The organism is Actinomyces lilanjuaniae, assembly GCF_003606385.1.
GTDB lineage: Bacteria > Actinomycetota > Actinomycetes > Actinomycetales > Actinomycetaceae > Actinomyces > Actinomyces lilanjuaniae.
The window spans coordinates 191,277-212,827 of record NZ_CP032514.1; the positions used below are offsets into that span (position 1 = coordinate 191,277).

The window sequence follows — 21,551 nt, forward strand, 5'->3', positions numbered from 1 at the left end:
CAAGGAATCGATACAGGATATTAGCTGGTGAGGCGCCTTATCTCGGATGGGGACAATAGTTTGGAGCCGGCTAGTGCTTATCGTCAACGTGGAGTAGTCTGCGGCTGCTCGGGGTGCGGAAAATATTTATCGTTCTGTTGCCGGGAGGGGTGGGTGCGTCGCGCACTGTCTGGGTTGGGTGGCCAACAGCCCGACGGGCGCGTCGTCCGGGACCCCGGCAGCTAACTGTCCCGGATCGGGACGGCTGTCCCGACCTGTCAGCCCTGTCGGTCGGGGCGGGCCTGGGCTGCGGCACGCGCGGCGGCTGGAGCAGCGGCAGCGATGGCCTCCACCGCCTCCTCGTCGTGAGCGGCGGAGACGAACCACGCCTCGAACACGGAGGGTGGCAGGGCCACGCCCTCCCGCAGGAAGGCGTGGAAGAAGGGGGCGAAGCGCCAGGTCTCCTGGGCCTGGGCGCCCTCGTAGTCATGCACGCCGCTGCTGGCGGCGCTGTCCCCGAACATGACGGAGAACAGGGAGCCTGCGCGCTGGACGCGGTGGGCCACCCCTTGGGCGCTCAGCGCCTCGGAGACCACCTGGCCTACCTGGGCCGAGGCTGCGTCAACCGCCCGGTAGACCTGGTCGTCAGCCAGCTCCAGGGTGGCCAGGCCTGCTGCCGTGGCCAGCGGGCTGCCCGACAGGGTCCCTGCCTGGTAGACGGGACCCAGGGGGGCCAGCAGGTCCATGACGTCAGCGCGCCCGCCGACGGCGGCCAGCGGAACCCCGCCGCCGATCACCTTGCCGAAAGTCAGGAGGTCGGGCACCCAGGAGGCCTCCGCCGTGCTGGCGGGCCAGATGCGGGCACTGTGTGTACTGCCGGGCACGGGACCGCCCTGCCCGTCGGCCACCCACCCCTCGACAGCCTCCAGGCCCCACCAGCCTGCTGGTCCCACACGGAAGCCGGTGAGCACCTCGTCAAGGATCATGAGGGCGCCGTGCTGGGCAGTCAGGCGTCGCACGCCTGCGGTGTAGCCGGGTAGCGGGGGCACCACGCCCATGTTGGCGGCCGCCCCCTCCAGGATGACAGCGGCCACCTCCTGGCCGCGCTGCTCCAGGCAGGCCTCCAGGGCGGGGAGGTCGTTGTAGGGCAGGACGAGGGTCTGGGCGGCCACCATCTGCGGCACCCCGGCGCTGCCGGGCAGCCCTGCGGTGGCTACGCCGGAGCCGGCCGCGGCCAGCAGCCCGTCAGAGTGGCCGTGGTAGCAGCCGGCGAGCTTGACCACGAGGTCACGCCCGGTGGCCCCGCGCGCCAGGCGGACAGCGGTCATGGTGGCCTCGGTACCGGTGGACACGAGGCGGACCCGCTCGGCCGCTGGTACCCGGCGGCGCACCTCCTGAGCCAGCAGGGTCTCCGCTTCCGTGGGCGCCCCGAAGGACAGCCCTCGCCAGGCGGCCTCCCGCACGGCCTCCACCACGCCGGGGTGGGCGTGGCCCAGGAGGGCCGGTCCCCAGGAGCCCACGAGGTCCACGTAGTCGCGGCCCTCGGTGTCACGGACCCGTGCGCCGCTGGCGGAGGTGATGAAGCGCGGGGTCCCACCCACCGAGCCGAAGGCGCGTACCGGGGAGTCCACGCCTCCGGGGATGACGGCACGGGCGGTCTCAAAGAGGGCGGCGTTGCTGCGGGCGGGGGTCTGGGTGGTCATAGAGGCTCCTGGCTGGGCGGCGTGGGCTGTCTCGGAGACGGCTGCGGTGGGCTGGGGTCGGGTGTACGGACAGGCTCCTGCGCCCGTGGCTGGTGTGCGGTCGTGGGGCTGTGCGGCTGGCGACTCGTCAGACCATAGCCGCCCCTGCCGCTGCGGGAGCCCAGGCAGGCGGTGGTCCTGCCTGGGTTGTGCGGGTTTCTGCCCGGGGCAACCAGACAGGACAGGCGGGCCAGCAGGCCCTCAAGACGCGCACCCGTGAGCGTCGCGCTCTGCTAGGAGGCCAACCACCCGGGGTTCTCGGCGACCTGCCGGGCCCAGTAGGTCAGCACCACGTCGGCACCTGCGCGTACGATCCCCAGCAGGGACTCGGCGATGACCCGCTCACGCTCCACCCAGCCGTTGCGGGCGGCGGCTTCCACCATGGCGTACTCCCCGGAGACCTGGTAGGCGGCCACGGGAACGGGGCTGGTCGCGGCAACTTGGGCCAGGACGTCCAGGTAGGGGCCTGCGGGTTTGACCATGACCATGTCTGCGGCCTCGGCCGTGTCCAGGGCAGCCTCGCGCAGGCCCTCGCGCCGGTTGGCGGGGTCGAGCTGGTAGGTGCGTCGGTCGCCCTGCAACGTGGAGCGCACCGCCTCCCGAAAGGGGCCGAAGTAGGCCGAGGCGTACTTGGCCGAGTAGGCCAGGAGCGCGACGTCGTCGTGCCCGGTAGCGTCCAGGGCGGCGCGTACCGCCGCGACCTGCCCGTCCATCATGCCCGAGGGTGACACCATATGTGCCCCTGCCTCCGCCTGGGACACGGCCATCGCCTGGTACAGGGGCACGGTGGCGTCGTTGTCCACCTCACCCGCGCGAGGCCCGTCCTGCCGTAGCACGCCGCAGTGCCCGTGGCTGGTGAACTCGTCCAGGCAGGTGTCGGCGCACACCACCAGCGCGTCGCCCACCTCGGCGCGCACCGCAGCCACCGCCTGGTTGAGGATGCCGTCCTCGGCCCAGGCCTGGCTGCCGACCTCGTCGCGCTCCTGGGGCACGCCGAACAGCACCACACCGCCCAGCCCGGCGCGGGCGCAGGCGACAGCCTCGCGGCGCAGGGAGTCCAGAGTGTGCTGGACGACGCCGGGCATCGCCTCCACCGGCTGCGGCTGGCTGACGCCCTCGCGCACGAAGACCGGCTGCATGAGGCTGGCGGGGTCAACAGTGTGCTCGCGGGCCAGGCGGCGCATCGCAGGCGTGGAGCGCAGGCGCCGGGGTCGCACGGTGGGGGCGACGGGGGCGGGCACACCCCGGGAGGCCAGGAGGTCGGGAGCCGGAGGTCGAGGTGCTGTGCTGGCCGCAGGGCCGGTCGTGGAACGGGATGCAGCGGGAGCCGTGGGAGCCGTGGGAGTCGTTGTGGGAGTCATGGGAGTCATGGCGTCGTCTCCTGTCAGGGTTCTTCTTCGTTCTTCTACGGCGTCTGCGGTGCCTACGGTCCTTCCGCCCGCCTGGGCTGAGTGGCGGGCCGCCTCCTTGACCGCCCGAAGCACACCCGCTGGTGTGGGGGAGGCGGCGGTGGCATCCACGATGATGCCTGCCTCCCTGGCGGCCTGGGCCGTCGTGGTCCCGATGGCAACGGTGCGGGTGGGAGGTGGTGGTGGCCCCACCAGGTCAAGGAGCGCGCGGGTTACCGAGGGCGCGGTCAGGACGACGGCGTCCACCCTGCCGTCCTGCCAGGACGCCAGGAGCCCGGCAGGCAGGTCCTGCGGTGCTACCGGCACAGTGGTGTAGGCCTCCACCTGCTCCACCTGCCAGCCCGCCCGGCGCAGTCCCTGGGCCAGGACCGGGCTGGCTAGGGCGGACGCGGGCAGAAGCACTCGCCTGCCCACGTCAGGGCTGTTGCCGGGAGTATCGCCGGGAAGGCTGCTGTCCGGGTTGTCCGAGCCACCTGCCGAGCTACCTGAGGCACCGGGGCCTGCGGCTAGGACGGGGTGGTGCAGGAGCGCCTGGGCGCTGCCCTCAGCGACCACGTCCGGGGGCCGGCCTACCAGGTTCCGCCAGGAGCGGGCTGTAGCCGGGCCGACGGCGGCGACCTGCACCTTCGTCGGCAGGTTACGTTGCGGGAGGTCACGGCTGTGCCCACCGGAGGGGAGCTGGTGCGGTGGCTGCTCCAGTTGCCGGAACAGGCAGGAGGCCAGCACCTCCACGGTCCGCGCCGAGGTCAGGACCAGCCAGGCTGCCTCCCCCGTGACCAGGCAGCGGCACAGGTCCTCCAGGGCTCCTCTCTGCCCGGGGACAGGCACGGTCCGGGTCAGGGCGGCTCGCACCACGGTGGCCCCGGCACGCTCGAGACCCTCGGCCAGCGCGTCAGGTGTGCGCAGGCGGGGCAGAAGGATCCTCAGGCCGCTCAGCGCCTGGGGGGCGTCAGCTGAAGCACCGGGGTAAGCGGGTGAGGCCAGGGGGCTGCCGGACGCAGCCGGGCGGCCGGTGGGCGGCTGCGTACCCGGGGAGGCGATCGGGCGCATACCAGGTCAGTCCTGTCCGAGCCCGCCGGACCCCTCCGGGGGGTGCTCGGGCCTGCGCGCCTGGAGGTCCGACAGCTCGCCGGCACCGTCCTCCAGCAGCACCGAGGCCACCCGGGCGCCAAGGTTCTCGGCGGCCACCAGGTCGGAGGTGGTACGGGGGGCAGAGGAGCCCTGGGGGCGCACGCCTCGGCCCTGGCCGCCGGGCAGCGGGACGCGGCGCTCCCGAACCAGGCGGCGTTGTCCGTCCAGGGAGGACACGAGCGCTCGCAGAACCAGCTCGCGACGTGCCGTGGCACCGGTTCCGGGAAGATCGGGGCGCCGTGGCGCGGTGCCGGGGTCGCTCACGTCGGGGTACCCGGCCGTGGCAGGCCTGTTCTCCTGCGCTGCGGGTCCCGTTCCCGCCCGGGCCGGGCCGGGGCCGTGCGTCTCAGGTTCCAGGTCAACAACCCGCGCCCAGGCACCTACCGGTGCTGCGCACCCGGCCTCCAGCCCGGCGGTGAGAGCGCGCTCAGCGGTGACGGCTACGCGCGTGTCGGCGTCCTCCAGGCGCGCGGCGGCCCTCGCCAGGTCCTCGTGCTCCTCCAGGGTCCCGGTCCTGGCCTCCACGGCGAGTGCCCCCTGCGCCGGCGCTGGCAGCATGACCTCGGGGTCCAGGACCTGGCTCGCGCAGTGCTCCAGACCCAGGCGCCGCAGGCCGGCCAGTGCCAGCACCACGGCGTCCAGGTCGCCCTGCGCGTCAGGACCTGCCGGGGTGACGGGCTCGTCGGTACCTATCGCAGCGGCCGTGGCCAGGCCGCTGACCCGGGCCAGCCGGGTGGGCACGTTGCCGCGCAGGTCCACGACCTCCAGGTCGGGGCGGACCGCTAGCAGCTGGGCCGCACGGCGGGGGGAGCCGGTGCCCACGCGTGAGCCTGTGGGCAGCGCCTCCAGGGTCAGGCCGTCGCGGGCACACAGGGCGTCGCGCATGTCCGCCCGCCGGGGCACGCAGATGACCTCCAGGCCGGGTGCGGGTGCGGTAGGGAGATCCTTGAAGGAGTGGACCGCCAGGTCCACCTGACTCCCTAGCAGGGCGCGGCGCAGTAGGGCGGCAAAGACGCCGACTCCTCCCAGGTCACGCAGCGGGGTGCGGTCCCCGTCTCCCTGGGTGCGTACGGTCACCAGCGAGATGCTGGGGGCGCCCGCGTCCTCCAGTGCCCGGGCCACCTGGGTGGACTGGGTCAGCGCCAGACGTGAGCCCCGTGTACCCAGGCGGACAGCGTGGGTCGCGGGATTCTGGCCCTCATGCATGCGCGCCTCCTCCTCCCGGACTCCCCGCCACCCTAGGGGACAAATCTGTTTGCGCCCTGGATGCCACCGGGACGCGGCATGTCAGGTACGGCTGGGTGGCGCCAGGCTTCCAGCGGCTGCCCGTGCGTGGGGCACGATGGCGGCGATCCCGGTCCCGGCCACCCAGGCGCCCGTGACAACCAGTCCTTTCAGTCGCGCTACCTCTTTTTCCACGCGGGCCGTGCGGCGGCGGTAGGCGGGAGTGGGCGGGGGCAGGGTCCCGTCCCAGCGGGCCACGACGTGGTCCAGCACCGCGGAGGGGTCCACACGCCTGCCGGTCAGGGTGGCGGCGTCCTCCAGGGCAGCCTCCAGGTCCACCTCCGGGCGTGGCTGGCCCGGGCGTCCGTAGGACAGGCGCAGGGCGTGCGTGCCCGGCCCGTGGCGCTCACGCAGCTGGCGCCCCACCCACGGCCACTTGGCACTGAGGTGGGACAGGGCCTTGGCCCTCACCGGGCCGGGGAGGACCTCGTCCGAGGGCTGCGTCCCTGGTGCGGTCCCTGGTGGGGTCCCTGGTGCGACCAGCAGTCCTGAGCCTGTGGGGGCATCGTCCAGCCCGGGGGCGCGGACCACCAGGACGAGGCGAGCCAGGCTGGTACCGCGAGGCACCTCCACGTCGGTGTCCACGCCCGGGGCGCCCTCCAGCAGGCGCAGGGCGGCCCCGGGTGAGCAGGCCAGAACCACTCGTGTGGTGCGCAGGAGGCGCGTGGGTCCCACGGGGGGCGGCTCGTCGGAGGGCGAGGCCCCTCGCTGGGTGGCAGAGACCGCTAGGGTCCACCTCCCGGGAGCCTCCTGCCTGAGCCACTGCGCCCCCGTGCGGGTCTCGGTCCTCCCGCCAGCGGCCTCGACGGCCTGCCGTAGGGCGTCGGTCAGGAGGAACATCCCGCCCTCGACGGTAGCGTCGCCTCCCTGTCGCCCGCTGCTGCGGCGTCGCTCCAGCAGCTCGGTGACGGCTGCCCCCAGGCTGCCCAGGCGGGCGGTCGCCTCACGCAGTCCCGGGGCCACAGTGTCGGTGGCGAGCACGCTGGGGTCGGCGGAGTGGATGCCCGCCACGACGGGGCGGACCAGCCGGTCCAGCACGCCCTGGCCCATCCGGGTCCGCACGAGGGAGGCGAGGTCGCCAGGGTCCTGCAACCGGGTGCCCGCGGAGGCGGGCAGGTCCCGGTCCCGGGCAGCCAGGGCGGCCGCCTCGGTGCCGATGACGGAGACGACGTCGGGTGAGCCCGGGTCGGCGGGGATGCCTAGAAAGGCGTTGGCGGGGAAGGGGTGCAGGCCCCACGGCTGCCCAGAGGGGGCAGCCCCGTCTGCTGTCTGTGGCACTGTGCTGGTGGAGCCGTCCCGGGGTGGGGCGGCGCTCCCGGCTACGGGAGGCAGGAAGAGGTGGGGCCTGCCCGAGGGGGAGACGGTGGTCAGTCCGAGCTCGCAGGCCGTGGCCGTGACGCCCAGGGGTGAGTCGGCACGGGTGGCGAAGCCCTCGGCCCCCAGGTCGATCCGTACCCCGGCCACGCTGGCCCCGCCACCAGCCCCCGGTGTAGCCGCGGGCCTCCACCAGGAGGGGGCGCAGTCCTGCGCGCGTCAGCTCCCAGGCGGCGCTCAGTCCTGCTATGCCGCCGCCGACGACGACGGCGTCCCAGTCCTGTATCTCCTGCCGGCTGCTCCCGGTCGGGGCACTCACGGCTGCTCCTGCTCAGGCTGCCAGCCCTCACGGGCCGTCTCCTCCCAGTCGGCGGCCCCGTGCACACGGGCGACGACGCAGGTCAGCGTGTCCGGATCGGTGGAGGGCGGCACGCCGTGCCCCAGGTTGACGACGTGAGCCGGTGCCGCCAGGCCGGACTCCAGGCAAGTGTCGACCGCACGGGCCAGGACCGGCCACGGCGCGGCCAGCAGCGCCGGGTCAAGGTTGCCCTGCACCGGGCAGGACCGCCCCTGCGGGTCGCTGCCGGACAGCGTCTCCACAGCCTCACCCAGGTCGGTGCGCTCGTCCACACCGACGGCGTGGGCACCCGCGGCTCTCATGTCCCCCAGCAGCCGGGCGGTGCCGGTGCCGAAGTGCAGCAGGCGGGGCGGCTGGCCGGTCACGGGGGACACTGCCTGGCTGGCGGTCTCCAGAGCCAGGCGGGAGTAGGGGAGCACGTGCTGGCGGTAGAGGGCGGGGGACAAAGAGCCTGCCCAGGAGTCGAACAGCTGAGCAACGCAGGCTCCGGCCGTGACCTGGGTGGCGATAAAGGCACCTGTCAGCCGGGCGCACCAGGTCATCAGCCGGTTCCAGGAGGTGGGGTCGGCGTGCATGAGGGTGCGTGCTGCCAGGTGGTCCCGGCTCGGGCGCCCCTCCACCATGTAGGCGGCTAGGGTGAACGGGCCTCCGCCGAACCCGATGAGCGGGGTCCAGGCGGCCTCCCCGCGACTGTGCCTCAGCCCGGCGCGAGCCCGGTGCCCCAGGGTCTCCTGGTGGCCAGGAGCCTGCGGGCTCCCTAGTTCGGTGACGACGCGGCGCACGGCCTCGGCGACGGCCTGGACCCCCGTCGCCCCTTCCCGGGCTGCTGCGCCTGCGGAGGTCTGGCCGTAGCGGTGGTCCAGGAGTGCGGTGACGTCCCTGGCCTCACGTACCGGATGGTCCAGGACAGGGCCGACCCCCTCCTCAATGCGTACCGCCACCCCGGCCAGGCGCAGGGGGAGCACGATGTCGGAGAAGAGCACGGCCGCGTCCACGCCGTGACGGCGTACGGGCTGGAGGGTGGCCTCCGCCGCCAGGAGCGGGTCCAGGCAGGCGTCCAGCATTGGGGTGCCGGCCCGCGCTCGCAGCCGCCGGTACTCCGGCAGCGACCTGCCGGCCTGGCGCATGAACCACACCGGGGTGCGCTGCGGCCTACGCCCGTCGAGGGCCTCCAGGAGAGCGGGCAGCCGGGGGCTGGCCGCATGCTGCGGCCCGGCGTCGGTGCGGGGGACTGGCCCTGAATTGTGTGCAGAGCCAGTGACGCAATAGGGCTCTGCTAGGGGGGGTGCCTCGCACGGCCTGTTTTCACGGGGCGGCGTCTGGCTGGTGCACGGCATCTGGGTGGGGACTCCTCGGTGACGGTGTTTCTGGCTGAGATCTCGCAGAATAGTTTTATGACACAATGTCGCGAATGGCGTGGCGGTGCTGCCTCGCTAGGTTATATGACGTAACAGGGAAGGTTATTGTGCCTCCTCCCTTTCCGGGTGATTCAATACCACCCGACGTGGCGATCTACTTCATCTCAGCAGACCACCGCTTCCTGGACCTGGAGACAGTGTCCCGCCTGGGCGCGGTAGCCCCCGGACTGGGGAAGGAGCTTGTGGACCTCCTACCCGGGCTGCGGGGCGCCATGGTGCTGGCAACCTGCAACCGGCTGTCACTCCTCCTGGACTCCCGCAGCGGCTCCCGTGCCGACTTCGGCAGCAGCTCCAGCGCTCCTTGCGGTGTCGTGCCCGGCGTCTACGGTGGCGGGACCGTGGACGACGGCGGAGGTGACGACTCAGACAAGGTCGCCGGTGGCGCAGCGCCAGAGGCCCCGGGCAGCAGGGGCGAGGAGCAGGACAGCCCGCCGGTGCCTGACGGGCTGGCGGCGACGCTCTCCCGGGTGTCCGCTCTGATGGCCCGCCGGTCCGGGCTGGAGCGCGATGACCTCGCCTGGGCCTCCTGGGAGGGTGCGCAGGCCTACCGCGAGCTCTTCGCCACCGCCTCCGGGCTGGAGTCCATGGTGGTGGGAGAGCGGCAGATCGCCGGGCAGGTACGTCGCGCCCTGGGGGAGGCCGAGCGGGAGGGCACGCTCAGTCCTGACCTGGTCCGCGTCGTGGAGCACGCCCTGGTCGTCTCCCGCAGGGTCGCGGCAGAGACGAGCGTGGTGGGTCGCGGTCGCAGCCTGGCAGCGGTCGGCGTGGACCTCGTGGCCCAGGAGCTGCCTCCTCTCAGCCGCTGCCGGGTCCTCCTGGCGGGGACCGGCTCCTACGCGGGAGCGACTGTCTCGGTGCTGCGCGAGCGCGGCGCCGCCGACGTGACCGTCTACTCCGCCTCGCACCGGGCGCAGTCCTTCGCTCAGGGGCACGGCCTGCGTGCCCTGGACCCGACGGGCTCCAGGCGGCACTGGCCACGGTGGACCTGGTCATCACCTGTCGCGGTCGGGGTGCCCCGTGCTCACCCGCGACCAGGTGGCGCGTGCCACCGCCCAGCGGCTGCGGAAGGAGGGGGTAACCGGCCCCTGACGCTGCTGGACCTGTCCCTGGTCCGCGACGTCGAACGTGGTGTAGAGGAGCTGCCCGGGGTCGTCTACACCGGGCTGGAGCGTATCCAGTCAGCCGTCCCCGAGGCGGGTACCGAGGACCTCGCGGCGGCCCGGGCCATCGTGGCTCAGGAGACGGAGGCGTTTGAGCGGTTCCTGCGGGGCCGTCGCATGGACGGACTCATCACGGGGCTTCGCTCGCAGGTCAACGACATGGTGGCCCAGGAGGCTGCACGGCTGCGCCCGGTGCCTGCTGCGGGGCGGCGTAGTGTCGCAGGAGGCACCGGCTCCCGGGGTGGCGCTGGCGGTGAGGGCGTCGGCATGGCAGACGGCGGTGCGGAGCCGTCCCGCAGGGACGACGAGGACGGCGAGGCACTGGTCACCGTGGCTGAGGCGCAGCAGGCGCTGCGGAGACTGGCTGCCCGCCTCCTGCACCACCCCACCGTGGCTGCCCGCCGTGCGGGTCAGGACGGCAGGGAGGAGGACTTCCGTGTTGCCCTGGAGACCGTCCTGGGTCCTGAGGTGGCCGGGGGAGTGGCGGCCGGGCCGAGGAGGTCGAGGAGCCGAGGTGACAGCGGCTCGGAGGTGAGTGGCCCTGTGTGCCTGCCTCGGGTGGTGTCCCTGGACGCGGCCGACTCTGACGGCCGGGAGTCCACCGCTACCCCGCCGTCGGCCCGGGTGCAGTAGTAGCGACCAGCCCGCCTGACCTGACCGATCTTATGGAGGACCACCAGTGAGCTTGCCGAGCAGCCGACCCGGGCGCGACCCCCTGGCCCCTTACGACGCCGTCCTCCTCTTGTCCTACGGGGGTCCCCGAGGGCCGCAGGACGTCCTGCCCTTCATGCGCAACGCCACTGCCGGGCGGGGCGTTCCCGACTCCCGCCTCCTGGAGGTCTCTGGCCACTACCAGCGTTTTGGCGGAGTGTCACCGATCAATGCGCGTAACGCTGAGCTCGCCGCCGCGCTACGCGCTGAGCTGGAGGCCCGGGGCTGTTACCAGCCGGTCGTGGTGGGCAACCGCAACTGGCACCCCTTCGTCACCGAGGCCCTGCGGGAGCTGTCCGACGCCGGGGCGCGGCGGGTCCTGGCCCTGACCACGTCGGCGTTCGCCTCCTACTCAGGGTGCAGGCAGTACCGGGAGGACCTGGCTGCGGCCCTGGAGCGGCTGGGGGCGGGGACGGACGGGGCTACCGGACGTGGTCCGGAGGCTGACGCCGCAGCGCGTGTCGGCGGACCCGGGGGGCAGCCGGTGCGGCTGGTCGTGGACAAGACCCGCCCCTGCTACAACGCTCCCGGCCTCCTGGAGGCCAATACCGACGCCATCGTCCAGGCTTACCAGGAGCTGGCCGCCGACGGCGTCCCGGCTGCCGACGTGCGCCTGGTCCTGGTGACCCACTCCGTCCCCGTGGTCATGGAGGAGGGCTCTGCGTCCCACCCACCTCGTCTGTCCCGCCCGCACTGGGAAGGGGCGGGGAGGAGGCGGCCGCCCCGCGCTCCTGCGGGCTGGAGCCGGGGTAGCGCCCGACCTGTCCTCCGAGGTCTCCTACGTGACCCAGCACCAGGCTCTGGCCAAGGTGCTGGTTCCCGCTGTCGCCCGTCGGCTGGGGCTGGACCAGGTTCCTGACTACGACCTGGTCTACTGCTCTCGCTCCGGGCCGCCCCAGGCGCGCTGGCTAGAGCCGGACGTCAACGACCACCTGCGCTCCCTGGCAGCCGCGACGGACTCTGGGAAGGGGCGGGGCGGACCCGCAGGCGTCGTCGTCGCCCCTGTCGGGTTCGTCTCTGACCACATGGAGGTGGTCTTCGACCTGGACACCGAGGCGAGGCAGACCGCCCACGACCTGGGCCTTGCCTATGCTCGCGCGGCGACAGCCGGGACCCACCCGGCCTTTGTGTCCTCCCTTGCCGACCTCCTGGTGGAGCGAGCCGCCTGTGCCAGGGGGGAGGAGGTCGTCCCGGTCACGACCACAGGGGTCGGTCCCTTCCACACGGTCTGTCCCCCGGGCTGCTGCCTGCCCGCTCCTGCTGAGACCGCGCAGACCGCTGGCTCGGACCCGATCCCGGATGCCGTCGCAACTGCTACGCCCCGACCGCTACCTTGAGCCACGACCTTTGAACTACGTCCTTGCACCAGGAGAGACACATGAGCAACAACCAGGACACGACTACGGCCCCTACCGCCCACGGCGCGGACCACGCCCCTGGCACTGCCGCAGACGGCTCTGGCGACGAGGCCCGCCACTACCGCCACGACCCACGTGACGCGGCCCATGTCGATCTTGACGCCGTCAACGACCAGAACCACTACGCCCTCTACGCCGTCATGCGGCTGGTCGCGCCGCTGCCGGCCGCAGAGACTGAGCGCCGCCAGGTTGTCGAGGAGTCCGTCGCATTCGTGGAGGCCTCGGGGGTGACCACACGTGGCTGGTACGACATTGCGGGGTTCCGCCCTGACGCGGACCTGCTGGTGTGGTGGCTCGACGACGACCCGGAGGTGCTCCAGGACGCCTACCACCGCCTGCGGGCCAGTGCCCTGGGTCGCCACCTGGAGCCGGTGTGGTCCTGCGTGGGGCTGCACACGCCCGCGGAGTTCAACCGGCGTCACATCCCGGCCTGCTTCGGCGGGGTGGTGCCGCGCGACTGGCTCATGGTCTACCCCTTCGTGCGCTCCTACGACTGGTACCTGCTCGACCCCCAGGAGCGCTCCCGGATGATGGCCGAGCACGGGCGTCACGGCTTCTCTCAGTACCCCGACGTCAAGGGATCCACGCTGGCTACCTTCGGGCTGAGTGACTACGAGTGGGTCCTTGGCTTCGAGGCGGACACGCTGGACCGCCTGGAGGGGGTCCTGCACCACCAGCGTTACACCGAGGCGCGCCTGCACGTGCGCGTGGACACTCCCTTCTACACCGGTCGCCGTGTGGAGCCGCTGGAGTGGGCGCAGCGCCAGCCTAGGGTCTGACAGCCTGGCGGGCCGGGGCGCGGAGGGCTGTGCAGCCCGTGTCCGCGCCCCGGCCCGCGACACCCTTGTGCACCCCCGTTCTCGCGTCTATTTCCTCGGTGCCGCTAGTTATCGCGAGTCCTGGTCTCTTCCTGGCAGTAATCCGCATAAACGCTGTTAAGTTATGGGATATTACGACGTGGTACCATCGTTGTCGCCACCGTATTCGCCGGTATACGGCGGCTGCGGTGCCGACCGGGACCTGACGACTACCTGTCTGGGCCATAGGGGTGGTGCTCATGATGGTAGGACTGGTGCCTGGCAGCGGGCACGCTACCCGGCACGCCTCCACGACGTCGCGGACCCAGAGGGTGCTGGACGCCGTAGGGAAGAGACGTCTGACGCTGGGCGGGTCGGCGCGCTCAGCTGCCTCCCCTGCCGACGCTCCTGCTGCCAGCCCGGCTGTGCTCCCGGCGTCCTGGAAGAAGGCGGCCCGCTCCAGTGCCGACCGCTCCCGCCTGGTACGTCGCCTGGTCTACGCCCTCACGGGTGAGGAGGCGCAGGGGCGGCCGCTGTGGACGGACGTGACGATTCCTACCGATCCCGATGAGCTGCGGGCTCTTCTTGGGTTCATCCTCACGACCCGGCCGCCGGGTGCTCTTCCCGCTGACCTCGCTGCGGACCTGGATGCCCTGCTGGAGGCTGAGGCTGCCGAGCGTGGTCGCGTTGAGGCTATGACCCTGCCCTCTCTTGCGGTTACTCACCGGGTGGGCGGTCGGCTCGGCCGGGTCCTCGCCCTGTGGCGGGGTAACCTGGTGCGTCTTCGCGCTGACGCGGTGCTCAACTCGGCCAGGTCCCGCATGCTCGGTTGCTTCGTGCCAGGACACGACTGCACCGACAACGCCGTCCACGCGGCTGCAGGTCCCGCCCTGCGTCAGGAGTGCGACTCCTACATGAGGCAGGCCGAGCGCTTCGACCCCCGTCGGCGCAGCACCGGTGAGCCCCCCGGCGGGGCGGTGCTCACCGGTGGCTACCACCTGCCAGCCGGGTACGTCATCCACACGGTCGGACCCGTGATCGAGCCGGGGGCGGCGCCAAGCGTGCAGGACCGTAGGGTGCTGGATGCCTGCTACACCTCGGCGCTTGACGTGGCGGTGGCGGCGGGACTGGGCAGCATCGGCCTGTGCGCGGTGTCGACCGGGGCCTTCGGGTACCCTGTCGACATGGTGGGGATGGTGGCCGTGGAGGCCGTCGTGTCCTGGGTCGCCCGGCACCCCGACTCCCCCCTGCGTATCGTGCTGTGCGCCGGCACTGCGGCGGAGGCCGCCGCCTATGAGAGGGCGCTGGCGCCTCCTCCGTGACACCAGACCGTGACGCCGGAACGACTGGGTGGGTGCAACCCCTACCATGGGGCTGTGTGCCCCCCTCCTGGTAGCAGCCCGGACTCCACGACCGTGGCGCGCATCCGTGACGCTGCCATGGCTCGTTTCGCCAAGGACGGTCTGAGCGCGGGGCTGCGTGCCATCGCCGCGGATGCCGGTGTCACGGCCGGCCTCATCGTCCACCACTTCGGCTCCAAGGAGGGGCTGCGGCAAGCCTGCGACGAGGAGGTTCTGCGCCTGGCAGCCCAGGCCAAGACGGACTCCGAGGTCATGGGTGGGCCCGTTGACCTGCTCACCCAGATGGCCCGCACCGAGGACTACGTCCCGGCGACTGCCTACGCGCTACGCTCACTCGTCGAGGGCGGTCCCCTGGGGGCGGCCCTGCTTGAGTCCGTCGTCCTCGACACGGCGCACTACATGAGTGCCGGGGTCGCCTCCGGGCACGTGGCCCCCACTTCCGACGAGGAGAGGCGCTCCCGGTACCTGGTGTACTCCGGTTTCGGTGCCCTGGTGCTCTTTGCCCGCTACGCTGCCAGTGATCCCACGGATGTCGAGGCCGTGGTCCGCGAGTTCATGGAGTGGAGCGGCCCGGTGGCCGCCGAGCTCTTCTCCACGGCCCTGCTGACCGACTCGGAGGCCCTTGCGACCTACGTCCAGGCGATGCGTGGAGCGGACGCCGGTAACTGATAGGCGACACTCGCATTCGACCGAGATAGTGTAAAGTAGAGTCCATGAGTACTGAGACCGTCGCTACTCCCTCTATCACCCTCGCCTTCACCGCCTCTGCCGCCCTGAGCGACAGCCTCCAGCGTGTGCTGACCGACCTTATTGCCCTCGAGCTGGTAGGAAAGCAGGCTCACTGGAACATCGTCGGTCCGAACTTCCGCGACCTCCACCTTAACCTTGACGAGGTCGTCGATATCGCTCGTGAGGGCGGTGACGAGGTCGCCGAGCGTATGCGCGCCGTCAACGCGACCCCGGACGGTCGCCCCGCCACTGTGGCAGCCACTACCAGTGTTCCTGCTGCCCCGGAGGGCGAGATCCTCACCTCCGAGGGCGTGGCCTACATCGTGTCCGCCATTGAGGCCGTCGTGGCCACGCTGCGTGGGGTGGACGAGCAGGTTGACGAGGAGGACCCGACTTCCTCCGGAATTATCGAGGACCTTATCGGCAAGCTTGAGCAGCAGGCCTGGTTCATCTCGGCTGAGGTCCGCAAGCCTGTGCGCTGAGGTCGGCAGGCGCCCGCCGAGGCGGTGTGTTGACGGGCCCCGGCCGGGGCGCCGCTGACCTGACGACGGCTCCTTCCGGCGACACGACGTGTCGTCCTGCCGGGAGGAGCCGTGTGCTGTCGGGGGCGGCCTAGGCTCGCCAGTCGCCCAGGGCTCCCTCCAGGCAGCCCAGGGCCGCCTCGACCAGCGGGTAGCGTTCCTCAGGAGGGCAGCCTGCCTGCGCCCAGCGCAGGCAGGCCGTGTCGAGGAAGCTGAGGTAGCCGTGGAAGGCGAAGTCGTCACGAGGGCCGTGGCTGCCACCGACTACCTCGGCCAGGGCAGTTACGGCCTGCTCGCGCGCCTGCTGGCGGACCTCGGTGGCGAGACCGGGCTCATGGCCGGCCAGGAGCTGGTAGGTGGTCCACCCCGGGGTGCGCTTGATGATGAAGTCAAGGTAGGTCAGGATCGAGGTGCGCACTCGGTCCCGGGCTGAGGAGCCGGTGGGCAGCGCCTTGTCGGCCTGGATAATCTGCGCGGCGATCTCCTGGACAGCCTGGGATACTACCTCCGCGTACAGGCGTGCCTTGGAGGTAAAGTACTTGTGCACCAGGGCCTCGGAGGCCTCGACCTGGTGGGCTATGGAGCTCAGAGACACGTCGTCGTAGGGCTGTGCGGCGAAGGCCTGGGCGGCGGCTGCGAGGATGAGGTCGCGACGCTCCTGGGGGTCCATCCGCCGACGGGGCCGCAGGTCAGTGCGCGGAGACATGTTGACATGGTACCGGCGACTGCGGGTATCCTCGGACCATGTCTAGTGAGCAATCTAGAATAAGTGCTCCCGGGCTCCCGACCTGGACGTCCACCTGTGTGTGGTGGCAGGTCTACCCTCTGGGGGCTACCGGGGCGCCGGTGCGGCCTGAGCCTGGCGCCCCGCTGGTCGAGCCTGGTGCCGCCCCTCGGCTGGACCGCCTGGAGCCGTGGCTCGACTACGCCGTGGAGCTCGGTGCCAACGGCCTGTCCCTGGGGCCGATCTTTGCCTCCTCCACCCACGGCTACGACACGACCGACCACTTCCAAATCGACCCGCGCCTGGGCGACGACGCCGCGTTTGACCGACTGGCCCGCTCCTGCCGGGACAGGGGGCTGGCCCTCATGCTCGACGGGGTCCTCAACCACGTGGGCGCCCAGCACCCGCTGCTGCGCGCCGCCCTGGAGGGCGGGCACGAGCGGGAGATGTTCCGCCTTGAGGGTGCTGGGCAGGATGCTGTCGGTCCTGGCGCTGCTGAAGGTCCTGGCTACGTGACTTTTGAGGGGCACGAGTCCCTGGCGGTGCTCAACCACGACTCCCAGCAGGTCGTAGACCTCGCAGTGCGGGTCCTGTCGCACTGGCTGGACCGGGGGGCGAGCGCCTGGCGGCTGGACGCCGCCTACGCCGTGCCGCCCGCCTTCTGGGCACGCGTGCTGCCCCGAGTGCGCGAGAACCACCCCCAGGCGTGGTTCATGGGGGAGGTCATCCACGGCGACTACCCGGGGACCGTCACGGAGTCCACGATGGACTCCGTGACCCAGTACGAGCTGTGGAAGGCGGTGTGGAGCTCCATCAACGACGCCAACTTCTACGAGCTGGACTGGTGCCTGCGCCGTCACAACGAGATGCTGGACTCCTTCACCCCAGCCACCTTCGTGGGCAACCACGACGTCACCCGTATCGCCAGCCGGGTGGGTGAGGGCGGTGCGGCCCTGGCCGCCGTCATCCTCATGACCGTGGGTGGGGTGCCCAGTGTCTACTACGGTGACGAGCAGGCCTTCCGTGGGGTCAAGACCGAGACCCTGGGCGGGGACGACGCCGTGCGCCCGGCGCTGCCGGAGCAGCCCTCCGGGCTGTCCGCTGCGGGGCAGTGGATGTACCGGCTGCACCAGGACCTCATCGGCGTGCGGCGGCGCCACCCCTGGCTGGTTCGGGCCCGCACCGAGGTCACCTCCCTGGACAACCCGGTTCTGGCCTACGACGCCGTCGGGCAGGACGGGCAGCGCCTGGGCGTGAGCCTCGCCCTGGAGCCGCGGCCGCGGGCCGAGGTCCGTGCCCCCGGGGAGGAGGTGCTGGTGGTCGAGGCGCCCCGGTAGGCGTGGCCTGGAGCCGCCCGGCCCTGCTCGCGCCAGCCTCGACCCGGCCCTGCCGCTCCGCACACACCAGAGGCCTGCACACACCACGGGAGTTGCACATCTTCAGCCCCGCTGTGGCACCTGTTGCGACCTGGCGCCCGCGTGATAAAGCCACTCCGTCTGTGGCCAGCCGGCGCAGGCAGCCTCAAGATGTGCAACGGCGGTTGCCTGCCGGTGCTGGGTCTAGCGGAACCGCGCCCCCGAGGCCGGATCTGCCAGCCAGTCCAGCGCGGCCTGCATCCGCCCCGGGGTGCTGGCCAGCAGGGGGCTGGGCAAGGCACCGGGACTGAACCACCCCACCTGGGTGGACTCCTCGTCGGCCACGCGGGCGGGGGCTGAGCCGGGTGCTGGCCGGGCCACGAAGGTCATGTCCATGAAGACGCACCGGTCCCCGTTGGGGAAGGCCACGGGCTCACCCGCGCTCACGCTGGCCACCCCGAGGATCTCCGCCTCCACGCCAGTCTCCTCCAGGCACTCGCGGCGGGCCGCGGCACCGGGCTGCTCGCCGGGCTCGGGGATACCTGAGACCACGGCCCAGTGGGCGTTGTCGGCGCGGCGGCCCAGCAGTACGCGCCCGTCGTCGTCGACGACCACGATGCTCACCCCCGGCAGCCACAGCAGGTCGTGGCCGATCTTCTTGCGCAGGGCCAGGATGAAGTCCGGGGTCGCCATGGGGTGAGCCTAGGGGGTGGCAGTCACGGTGCCAGCAGCGCCGGGCCGGTGACGGAGACCGTCACTACTTACCAGTGGGTGCGTGCTGTGTGTGGGGGAGAGGTCGGGTGCGAGTAGGCTCTCGGGCTGGGTGGCCGGGTATAGGTGCGGGTTGCAGGGGGAGGCCAGGACCGACGGCCTGGGGCAGTTGGTGGCGTCCTGTGCCGCTCAGGTTCAGGAGCCCTGGCGGACCTCGACCAGCCAGGGGCAGCGGCGCCGCAGCATGCGCTCGAAACGAACGTGCATGGTCATGACCGCGGCCGGGCAGTCGTGGCACGCCCCCTGCAGGTCGACCTCGACGACGCCGTCACGCACCACGCGTACCGTGAAGGACCCTCCGTGGCTGCGCGCCAGGTCGTTGACAGTTTCCTCGGCGACCTCCTGCGCGGCAGCCTCCAGCACGTCGTCGCGGCCGAGGGCGCGGGCGCCCGCGGCGGGGATCCAGCCTCCCGGTGAGTCCAGGGCGGCCACCAGGGCGCTGCGCACGCTCCCAGCCTCCTCCTCCCAGGAGCGCTCGGCCCCCAGCATGGTGACGACGCCTCCCGGGACGACGTGGACGGCGGTGAGGGTGCCGTCGTCAAGAAGCCTCTGCAAGGGGGCCGGGACCTCCGACACCTGTCCTGAGAAGGGCAGCAGGCCGTGAGGGACCACCCACCGCAGGACACTGGGGTCGGGCGTGGAGACGGGGTGCGTGGGCACGGCACGTCGTGGGACGGCCCGTCGACCCGTCGTGCCCGCACCGCCTGTCTCACGGCTGCGGCGCAGACGGCGTCTCCCCAGTGCGCTCACGGCATCCCTCACACCACTGCCGCGACGATCATCCGGGCCGCTGCGGCCATGACCCAGGCGGTGGCGAACATGTAGCCGTAGGCGACCAGCGGCCACCTCCACGTGCCCGTCTCCCGGCGCATCGCGCCCGCAGTGGCCATGCACTGGAGGGCGTAGACGAAGAAGACGAGGATAGCGGCCACCGTGTCGGGGCTGAACAGCCTGTCACCAGCGCGGTGCGTGAGGGTGTCCTCCTGGTAGGTGAGGGACTCCAGGCGGGCGCCGGGGTCCTCCGGGTCACCGGCGGCAGCGATCTGGCCCAGGGTGGCGACAAAGGTCTCCCGGGCCGCCAGGGAGGACAGCACGGCCACGTTAATCCGCCAGTCGAAGCCCAGCGGCTCGAAGACTGGTTCCACGGCACGGCCCACGGCGGCCGCCCAGGAGCTGTTCATGGTGTAGGAGGTTCGCTCGGCCTCCAGAAGAGCCTCCAGCTCGGCGGCGTCGGTGACCGGGGCCCCGTCGTCATCGGCAACCGTTGAGGACGCGGGGTTCTCGACGGCGGACGCCACGGCGGCGCACTGTGCGTCGGCGGCGCAGTGGGCGTCGAACTGGGCCTGGGAGCGCAAGGGCACGTTGAGCAGCACCCACAGGACCACGGTGGTCAGGGTGATGATGGTGCCAGCCTTCTTCAGGAAGCCCTTGCAGGCGTCCCACACCATGAGCACCACCGTGCGCGGCCGCGGCAGACGGTAGGGCGGCATCTCCATGTAGAAGGGCAGCAGCACGCCGTCGCGGTCGCTCAGGCGCTTGACCACCCACGCCGCCGTCATGGCGGACACGGCCCCCAGCAGGTAGAGGCCGAACATGATGGTGCCCCGGGCGCCGAAGGGCCCCACGGTGGCGTCCGCGTCCACCAGCAGGGAGATCATGATGACGTAGACGGGCAGGCGCGCTGAGCAGGTCATGAGCGGCGCCGCAAGCATCGTAGCCAGGCGGTCCTTGGCGCTGGGCAGGGTGCGGGTCGCCATGATCCCCGGGATGGCGCAGGCGAAGGAGGACAGCAGCGCTACGAAGGCGCGCCCCTCCAGCCCGGCGCGGCTCATCACCTTGTCCATGAGGAAGGCGGCGCGGGACATGTAGCCCACCCCCTCCAGGAGGGCGATGATGAGGAACATGATGGCGATCTGCGGAAGGAACACGATGACCTCGCCGACGCCGCCGATGAGGCCGTCGGCCAGGAGGCCGGCCAGGAGGGGGTGGGGGCCGTCCAGACGGGTGCGAACGGCGTCCGCCAGGAGGTCGCGGCCCGCCTCAATGGCGTCCTGGAAGGGGACGGCCCAGGTGAAGACAGCCTGGAAGAAGGTGTACATGACGGCGAGGAACACCAGGGTCCCGGCAACGGGGTGGAGCAGCACGCGGTCCACGGCGGTGGTGACCCGGTCGGCGGCGGGGGAGGAGAAGTCGGCCGCCGCCAGGACGGAGTCGCTCCAGGAGGCGAGCTCGGCGGGGTCCGTGGGCGGCGCTACCGGGGTGCGGGGCCAGGAGGCGACCGTGCCCAGCAGCGCCCGCAGCTCGGGCACCCCCGTCCCCCGGTGCCCCAGGACCCGCACCACCGGGACGCCCAGGGCCTGCCCCAGGGCCGAGGTGTCGAGCCGTCCTCCGCGGCGGGTCAGCTCGTCGGACATGGTGACTACCAGGCAGGTAGGCAGGCCCAGCCGGAGGGCCTGCGCCACGAAGTTCATCCCGCGGCGCATGGTGGTGGCGTCGACGACGACGACGAGTGCGTCGGGGACGTCAACCTGCTCGCAGCGTCCGGTCAGTACGTCGTGCACGATCTGCTCGTCGGGGCTGATGGGCTCCAGGGAGTAGGAGCCGGGCAGGTCCTCAATGGTCAGGGTGGTTGTGCCGGTCTGGCAGGTGCCCAGGGAGCGGGAGACGGTGACACCCGGGTAGTTGCCGGTCCTGGCCCGCAGCCCGGTCAAGGCGTTGTAGATGGAGGTCTTGCCCGCGTTGGGGGCTCCTGCCAGGGCGATGCGTCTCGCTCCTGCTACCAGCGCGGTGGCGGAACCTGGTCCGCAGTGGCAGCCACCGTCACCGGTGCCGCAGTGCTCGGTGCTCATCAGGCCCCTTCTCCAGCGCTGGTGCCTGCGGTGACAGCGGCGATCTGGACGTGGGCGACGTCCCGCCTGCGCAGGCACAGCTCGTAGTCGGCCACGCGGAAGACGACCGGGTCCCCCATGGGTGCTCGTCGCAGCGCCTGGATCACACGTCCAGGTCTCAGGCCCAGGTCCTGCAGCCGACGCTCCAGGCGTGCGTGTCCGGTGCCCTCCGTGGTCCGCCCGCCGACGGAGGTGATGACGGCGCGGGAGCCGGGCTGGAGCTCCGACAGCGGGCGTGTCCGCTGGGCCGACCCTGACCGTGTTTCCGGCGGTTCCTGCGGTTCTGACTGCACGTCACATGTCTGAGGTGAGGTTGCCACGATGCTGCTCTGATCCTCTAGCCGTGGCCCTGCGGTTGCGGGCACGAGTTGCTTCCAGTAGTCACTGGAAGTGATGGTAGCCTTTCCTGACACGCCTGTCATGTAACGGGGGGTCCCGTGCAAAGACGATGCCAGGTCCTGGGCTGGCCTCCGCCCGGGTC

Annotated in this window: 18 protein-coding genes and 2 pseudogenes; 8 read left to right on the top strand and 12 right to left on the bottom strand. The window is 71.7% G+C overall.

Annotation, left to right across the window (positions count from 1 at the left end):
• Positions 1 to 257: 257 nt before the first annotated feature.
• The 7 genes and pseudogenes from hemL to D5R93_RS00895 form a co-directional block, all read right to left on the bottom strand.
• Positions 258 to 1,682 (bottom strand): glutamate-1-semialdehyde 2,1-aminomutase, encoded by a 1,425-nt coding sequence (hemL, locus tag D5R93_RS00875; protein ID WP_120203216.1) that lies wholly within the window; start codon positions 1,680 to 1,682, stop codon positions 258 to 260.
• A gap of 272 nt (positions 1,683 to 1,954) precedes the next feature.
• Positions 1,955 to 3,082 (bottom strand): porphobilinogen synthase, encoded by a 1,128-nt coding sequence (hemB, locus tag D5R93_RS13450; protein WP_205570111.1) that lies wholly within the window; start codon positions 3,080 to 3,082, stop codon positions 1,955 to 1,957.
• A 132-nt stretch (positions 3,083 to 3,214) separates the two neighbouring features.
• Positions 3,215 to 4,180 (bottom strand): annotated as a pseudogene (locus D5R93_RS13455) (uroporphyrinogen-III synthase); the annotation flags it as partial.
• A 6-nt stretch (positions 4,181 to 4,186) separates the two neighbouring features.
• Positions 4,187 to 5,467 carry a hydroxymethylbilane synthase gene (gene hemC / locus D5R93_RS00885; RefSeq protein WP_205570069.1) on the bottom strand — a complete coding sequence of 427 codons (1,281 nt, stop codon included), beginning with the start codon at positions 5,465 to 5,467 and terminating at the stop codon, positions 4,187 to 4,189.
• An 81-nt stretch (positions 5,468 to 5,548) separates the two neighbouring features.
• Positions 5,549 to 7,009, bottom strand: coding sequence for a protoporphyrinogen/coproporphyrinogen oxidase (locus tag D5R93_RS00890; RefSeq protein WP_243107104.1), 1,461 nt, complete (start codon positions 7,007 to 7,009; stop codon positions 5,549 to 5,551).
• 43 nt (positions 7,010 to 7,052) lie between these two features.
• Positions 7,053 to 7,178 (bottom strand): annotated as a pseudogene (locus tag D5R93_RS13705) (FAD-dependent oxidoreductase); the annotation flags it as partial.
• The gene (locus tag D5R93_RS00895; RefSeq protein ID WP_243107001.1) at positions 7,175 to 8,404 is read right to left on the bottom strand and encodes a uroporphyrinogen decarboxylase; all 1,230 of its coding nucleotides are present in this window, start codon (positions 8,402 to 8,404) and stop codon (positions 7,175 to 7,177) included. The gene D5R93_RS00895 and the pseudogene D5R93_RS13705, both read right to left, overlap by 4 nt.
• A 317-nt stretch (positions 8,405 to 8,721) precedes the next feature.
• Between D5R93_RS00895 and D5R93_RS00900 the strand changes: the two genes are divergently transcribed.
• From D5R93_RS00900 to D5R93_RS00925, 7 genes are all read left to right on the top strand, one after another.
• Positions 8,722 to 10,428 carry a glutamyl-tRNA reductase gene (locus D5R93_RS00900; RefSeq protein ID WP_243106859.1) on the top strand — a complete coding sequence of 569 codons (1,707 nt, stop codon included), beginning with the start codon at positions 8,722 to 8,724 and terminating at the stop codon, positions 10,426 to 10,428.
• A 46-nt stretch (positions 10,429 to 10,474) separates the two neighbouring features.
• Positions 10,475 to 11,365, top strand: a complete 891-nt coding sequence (locus D5R93_RS00905) for a ferrochelatase (protein WP_279221373.1) — start codon at positions 10,475 to 10,477, stop codon at positions 11,363 to 11,365.
• Positions 11,289 to 11,843, top strand: coding sequence for a ferrochelatase (locus tag D5R93_RS14415; RefSeq protein ID WP_279221374.1), 555 nt, complete (start codon positions 11,289 to 11,291; stop codon positions 11,841 to 11,843). Before D5R93_RS00905 ends, D5R93_RS14415 begins: the two co-directional genes overlap by 77 nt.
• Before the next feature lie 41 nt (positions 11,844 to 11,884).
• Complete coding sequence (gene hemQ / locus D5R93_RS00910; RefSeq protein ID WP_120203226.1) at positions 11,885 to 12,703, top strand: hydrogen peroxide-dependent heme synthase; 819 nt, start codon at positions 11,885 to 11,887, stop codon at positions 12,701 to 12,703.
• Positions 12,704 to 12,981: 278 nt separating this feature from the next.
• On the top strand, positions 12,982 to 14,043 hold the full coding sequence (locus D5R93_RS00915; protein WP_243106860.1) for a macro domain-containing protein: 1,062 nt from the start codon (positions 12,982 to 12,984) through the stop codon (positions 14,041 to 14,043).
• 54 nt (positions 14,044 to 14,097) lie between these two features.
• A complete protein-coding gene (locus tag D5R93_RS00920) occupies positions 14,098 to 14,751 on the top strand; it encodes a TetR/AcrR family transcriptional regulator (protein ID WP_243106861.1) in 654 nt (217 codons plus the stop codon).
• Between the two features lie 44 nt (positions 14,752 to 14,795).
• Positions 14,796 to 15,293, top strand: coding sequence for a Dps family protein (locus D5R93_RS00925; protein WP_119836756.1), 498 nt, complete (start codon positions 14,796 to 14,798; stop codon positions 15,291 to 15,293).
• A gap of 130 nt (positions 15,294 to 15,423) precedes the next feature.
• Here D5R93_RS00925 and D5R93_RS00930 read toward each other — a convergent pair whose 3' ends face one another.
• Positions 15,424 to 16,038: a TetR/AcrR family transcriptional regulator gene (locus tag D5R93_RS00930; RefSeq protein ID WP_119836755.1), complete on the bottom strand. Its 615-nt coding sequence runs from the start codon at positions 16,036 to 16,038 to the stop codon at positions 15,424 to 15,426.
• A gap of 38 nt (positions 16,039 to 16,076) precedes the next feature.
• Here D5R93_RS00930 and D5R93_RS00935 point away from each other — a divergent pair, with 38 nt between their 5' ends.
• Positions 16,077 to 17,393, top strand: coding sequence for an alpha-amylase family protein (locus tag D5R93_RS00935; RefSeq protein ID WP_120203228.1), 1,317 nt, complete (start codon positions 16,077 to 16,079; stop codon positions 17,391 to 17,393).
• 222 nt (positions 17,394 to 17,615) lie between these two features.
• Here the strand turns inward: D5R93_RS00935 and D5R93_RS00940 are convergent, their stop codons facing one another.
• The 4 genes from D5R93_RS00940 to D5R93_RS00955 all read right to left on the bottom strand — a co-directional run bounded on the left by D5R93_RS00940 (position 17,616) and on the right by D5R93_RS00955 (position 21,363).
• Positions 17,616 to 18,104, bottom strand: a complete 489-nt coding sequence (locus D5R93_RS00940; RefSeq protein ID WP_120203230.1) for an NUDIX hydrolase — start codon at positions 18,102 to 18,104, stop codon at positions 17,616 to 17,618.
• Between the two features lie 213 nt (positions 18,105 to 18,317).
• The gene (locus D5R93_RS00945) at positions 18,318 to 18,842 is read right to left on the bottom strand and encodes a NifU family protein (protein WP_120203232.1); all 525 of its coding nucleotides are present in this window, start codon (positions 18,840 to 18,842) and stop codon (positions 18,318 to 18,320) included.
• A gap of 98 nt (positions 18,843 to 18,940) precedes the next feature.
• On the bottom strand, positions 18,941 to 21,031 hold the full coding sequence (gene feoB, locus D5R93_RS00950) for a ferrous iron transporter B (RefSeq protein ID WP_120203234.1): 2,091 nt from the start codon (positions 21,029 to 21,031) through the stop codon (positions 18,941 to 18,943).
• Positions 21,031 to 21,363 (bottom strand): FeoA family protein, encoded by a 333-nt coding sequence (locus D5R93_RS00955; RefSeq protein WP_243106862.1) that lies wholly within the window; start codon positions 21,361 to 21,363, stop codon positions 21,031 to 21,033. The genes feoB and D5R93_RS00955 overlap by 1 nt, the downstream gene beginning before the upstream one ends.
• Between the last annotated feature and the right edge of the window lie 188 nt (positions 21,364 to 21,551).

Excerpts from the sequence above, each read along its gene's own strand:
- hemL (WP_120203216.1), bottom strand. The coding sequence starts at position 1,682 with ATGACCACCCAGACCCCCGCCCGCAGCAACGCCGCCCTCTTTGAGACC.
- hemB (WP_205570111.1), bottom strand. The coding sequence starts at position 3,082 with ATGACTCCCACAACGACTCCCACGGCTCCCACGGCTCCCGCTGCATCC.
- hemC (WP_205570069.1), bottom strand. The coding sequence starts at position 5,467 with ATGCATGAGGGCCAGAATCCCGCGACCCACGCTGTCCGCCTGGGTACA.
- hemQ (WP_120203226.1), top strand. The coding sequence starts at position 11,885 with ATGAGCAACAACCAGGACACGACTACGGCCCCTACCGCCCACGGCGCG.
- D5R93_RS00915 (WP_243106860.1), top strand. The coding sequence starts at position 12,982 with ATGATGGTAGGACTGGTGCCTGGCAGCGGGCACGCTACCCGGCACGCC.
- D5R93_RS00925 (WP_119836756.1), top strand. The coding sequence starts at position 14,796 with ATGAGTACTGAGACCGTCGCTACTCCCTCTATCACCCTCGCCTTCACC.
- D5R93_RS00930 (WP_119836755.1), bottom strand. The coding sequence starts at position 16,038 with ATGTCTCCGCGCACTGACCTGCGGCCCCGTCGGCGGATGGACCCCCAG.
- D5R93_RS00935 (WP_120203228.1), top strand. The coding sequence starts at position 16,077 with ATGTCTAGTGAGCAATCTAGAATAAGTGCTCCCGGGCTCCCGACCTGG.
- D5R93_RS00940 (WP_120203230.1), bottom strand. The coding sequence starts at position 18,104 with ATGGCGACCCCGGACTTCATCCTGGCCCTGCGCAAGAAGATCGGCCAC.
- feoB (WP_120203234.1), bottom strand. The coding sequence starts at position 21,031 with ATGAGCACCGAGCACTGCGGCACCGGTGACGGTGGCTGCCACTGCGGA.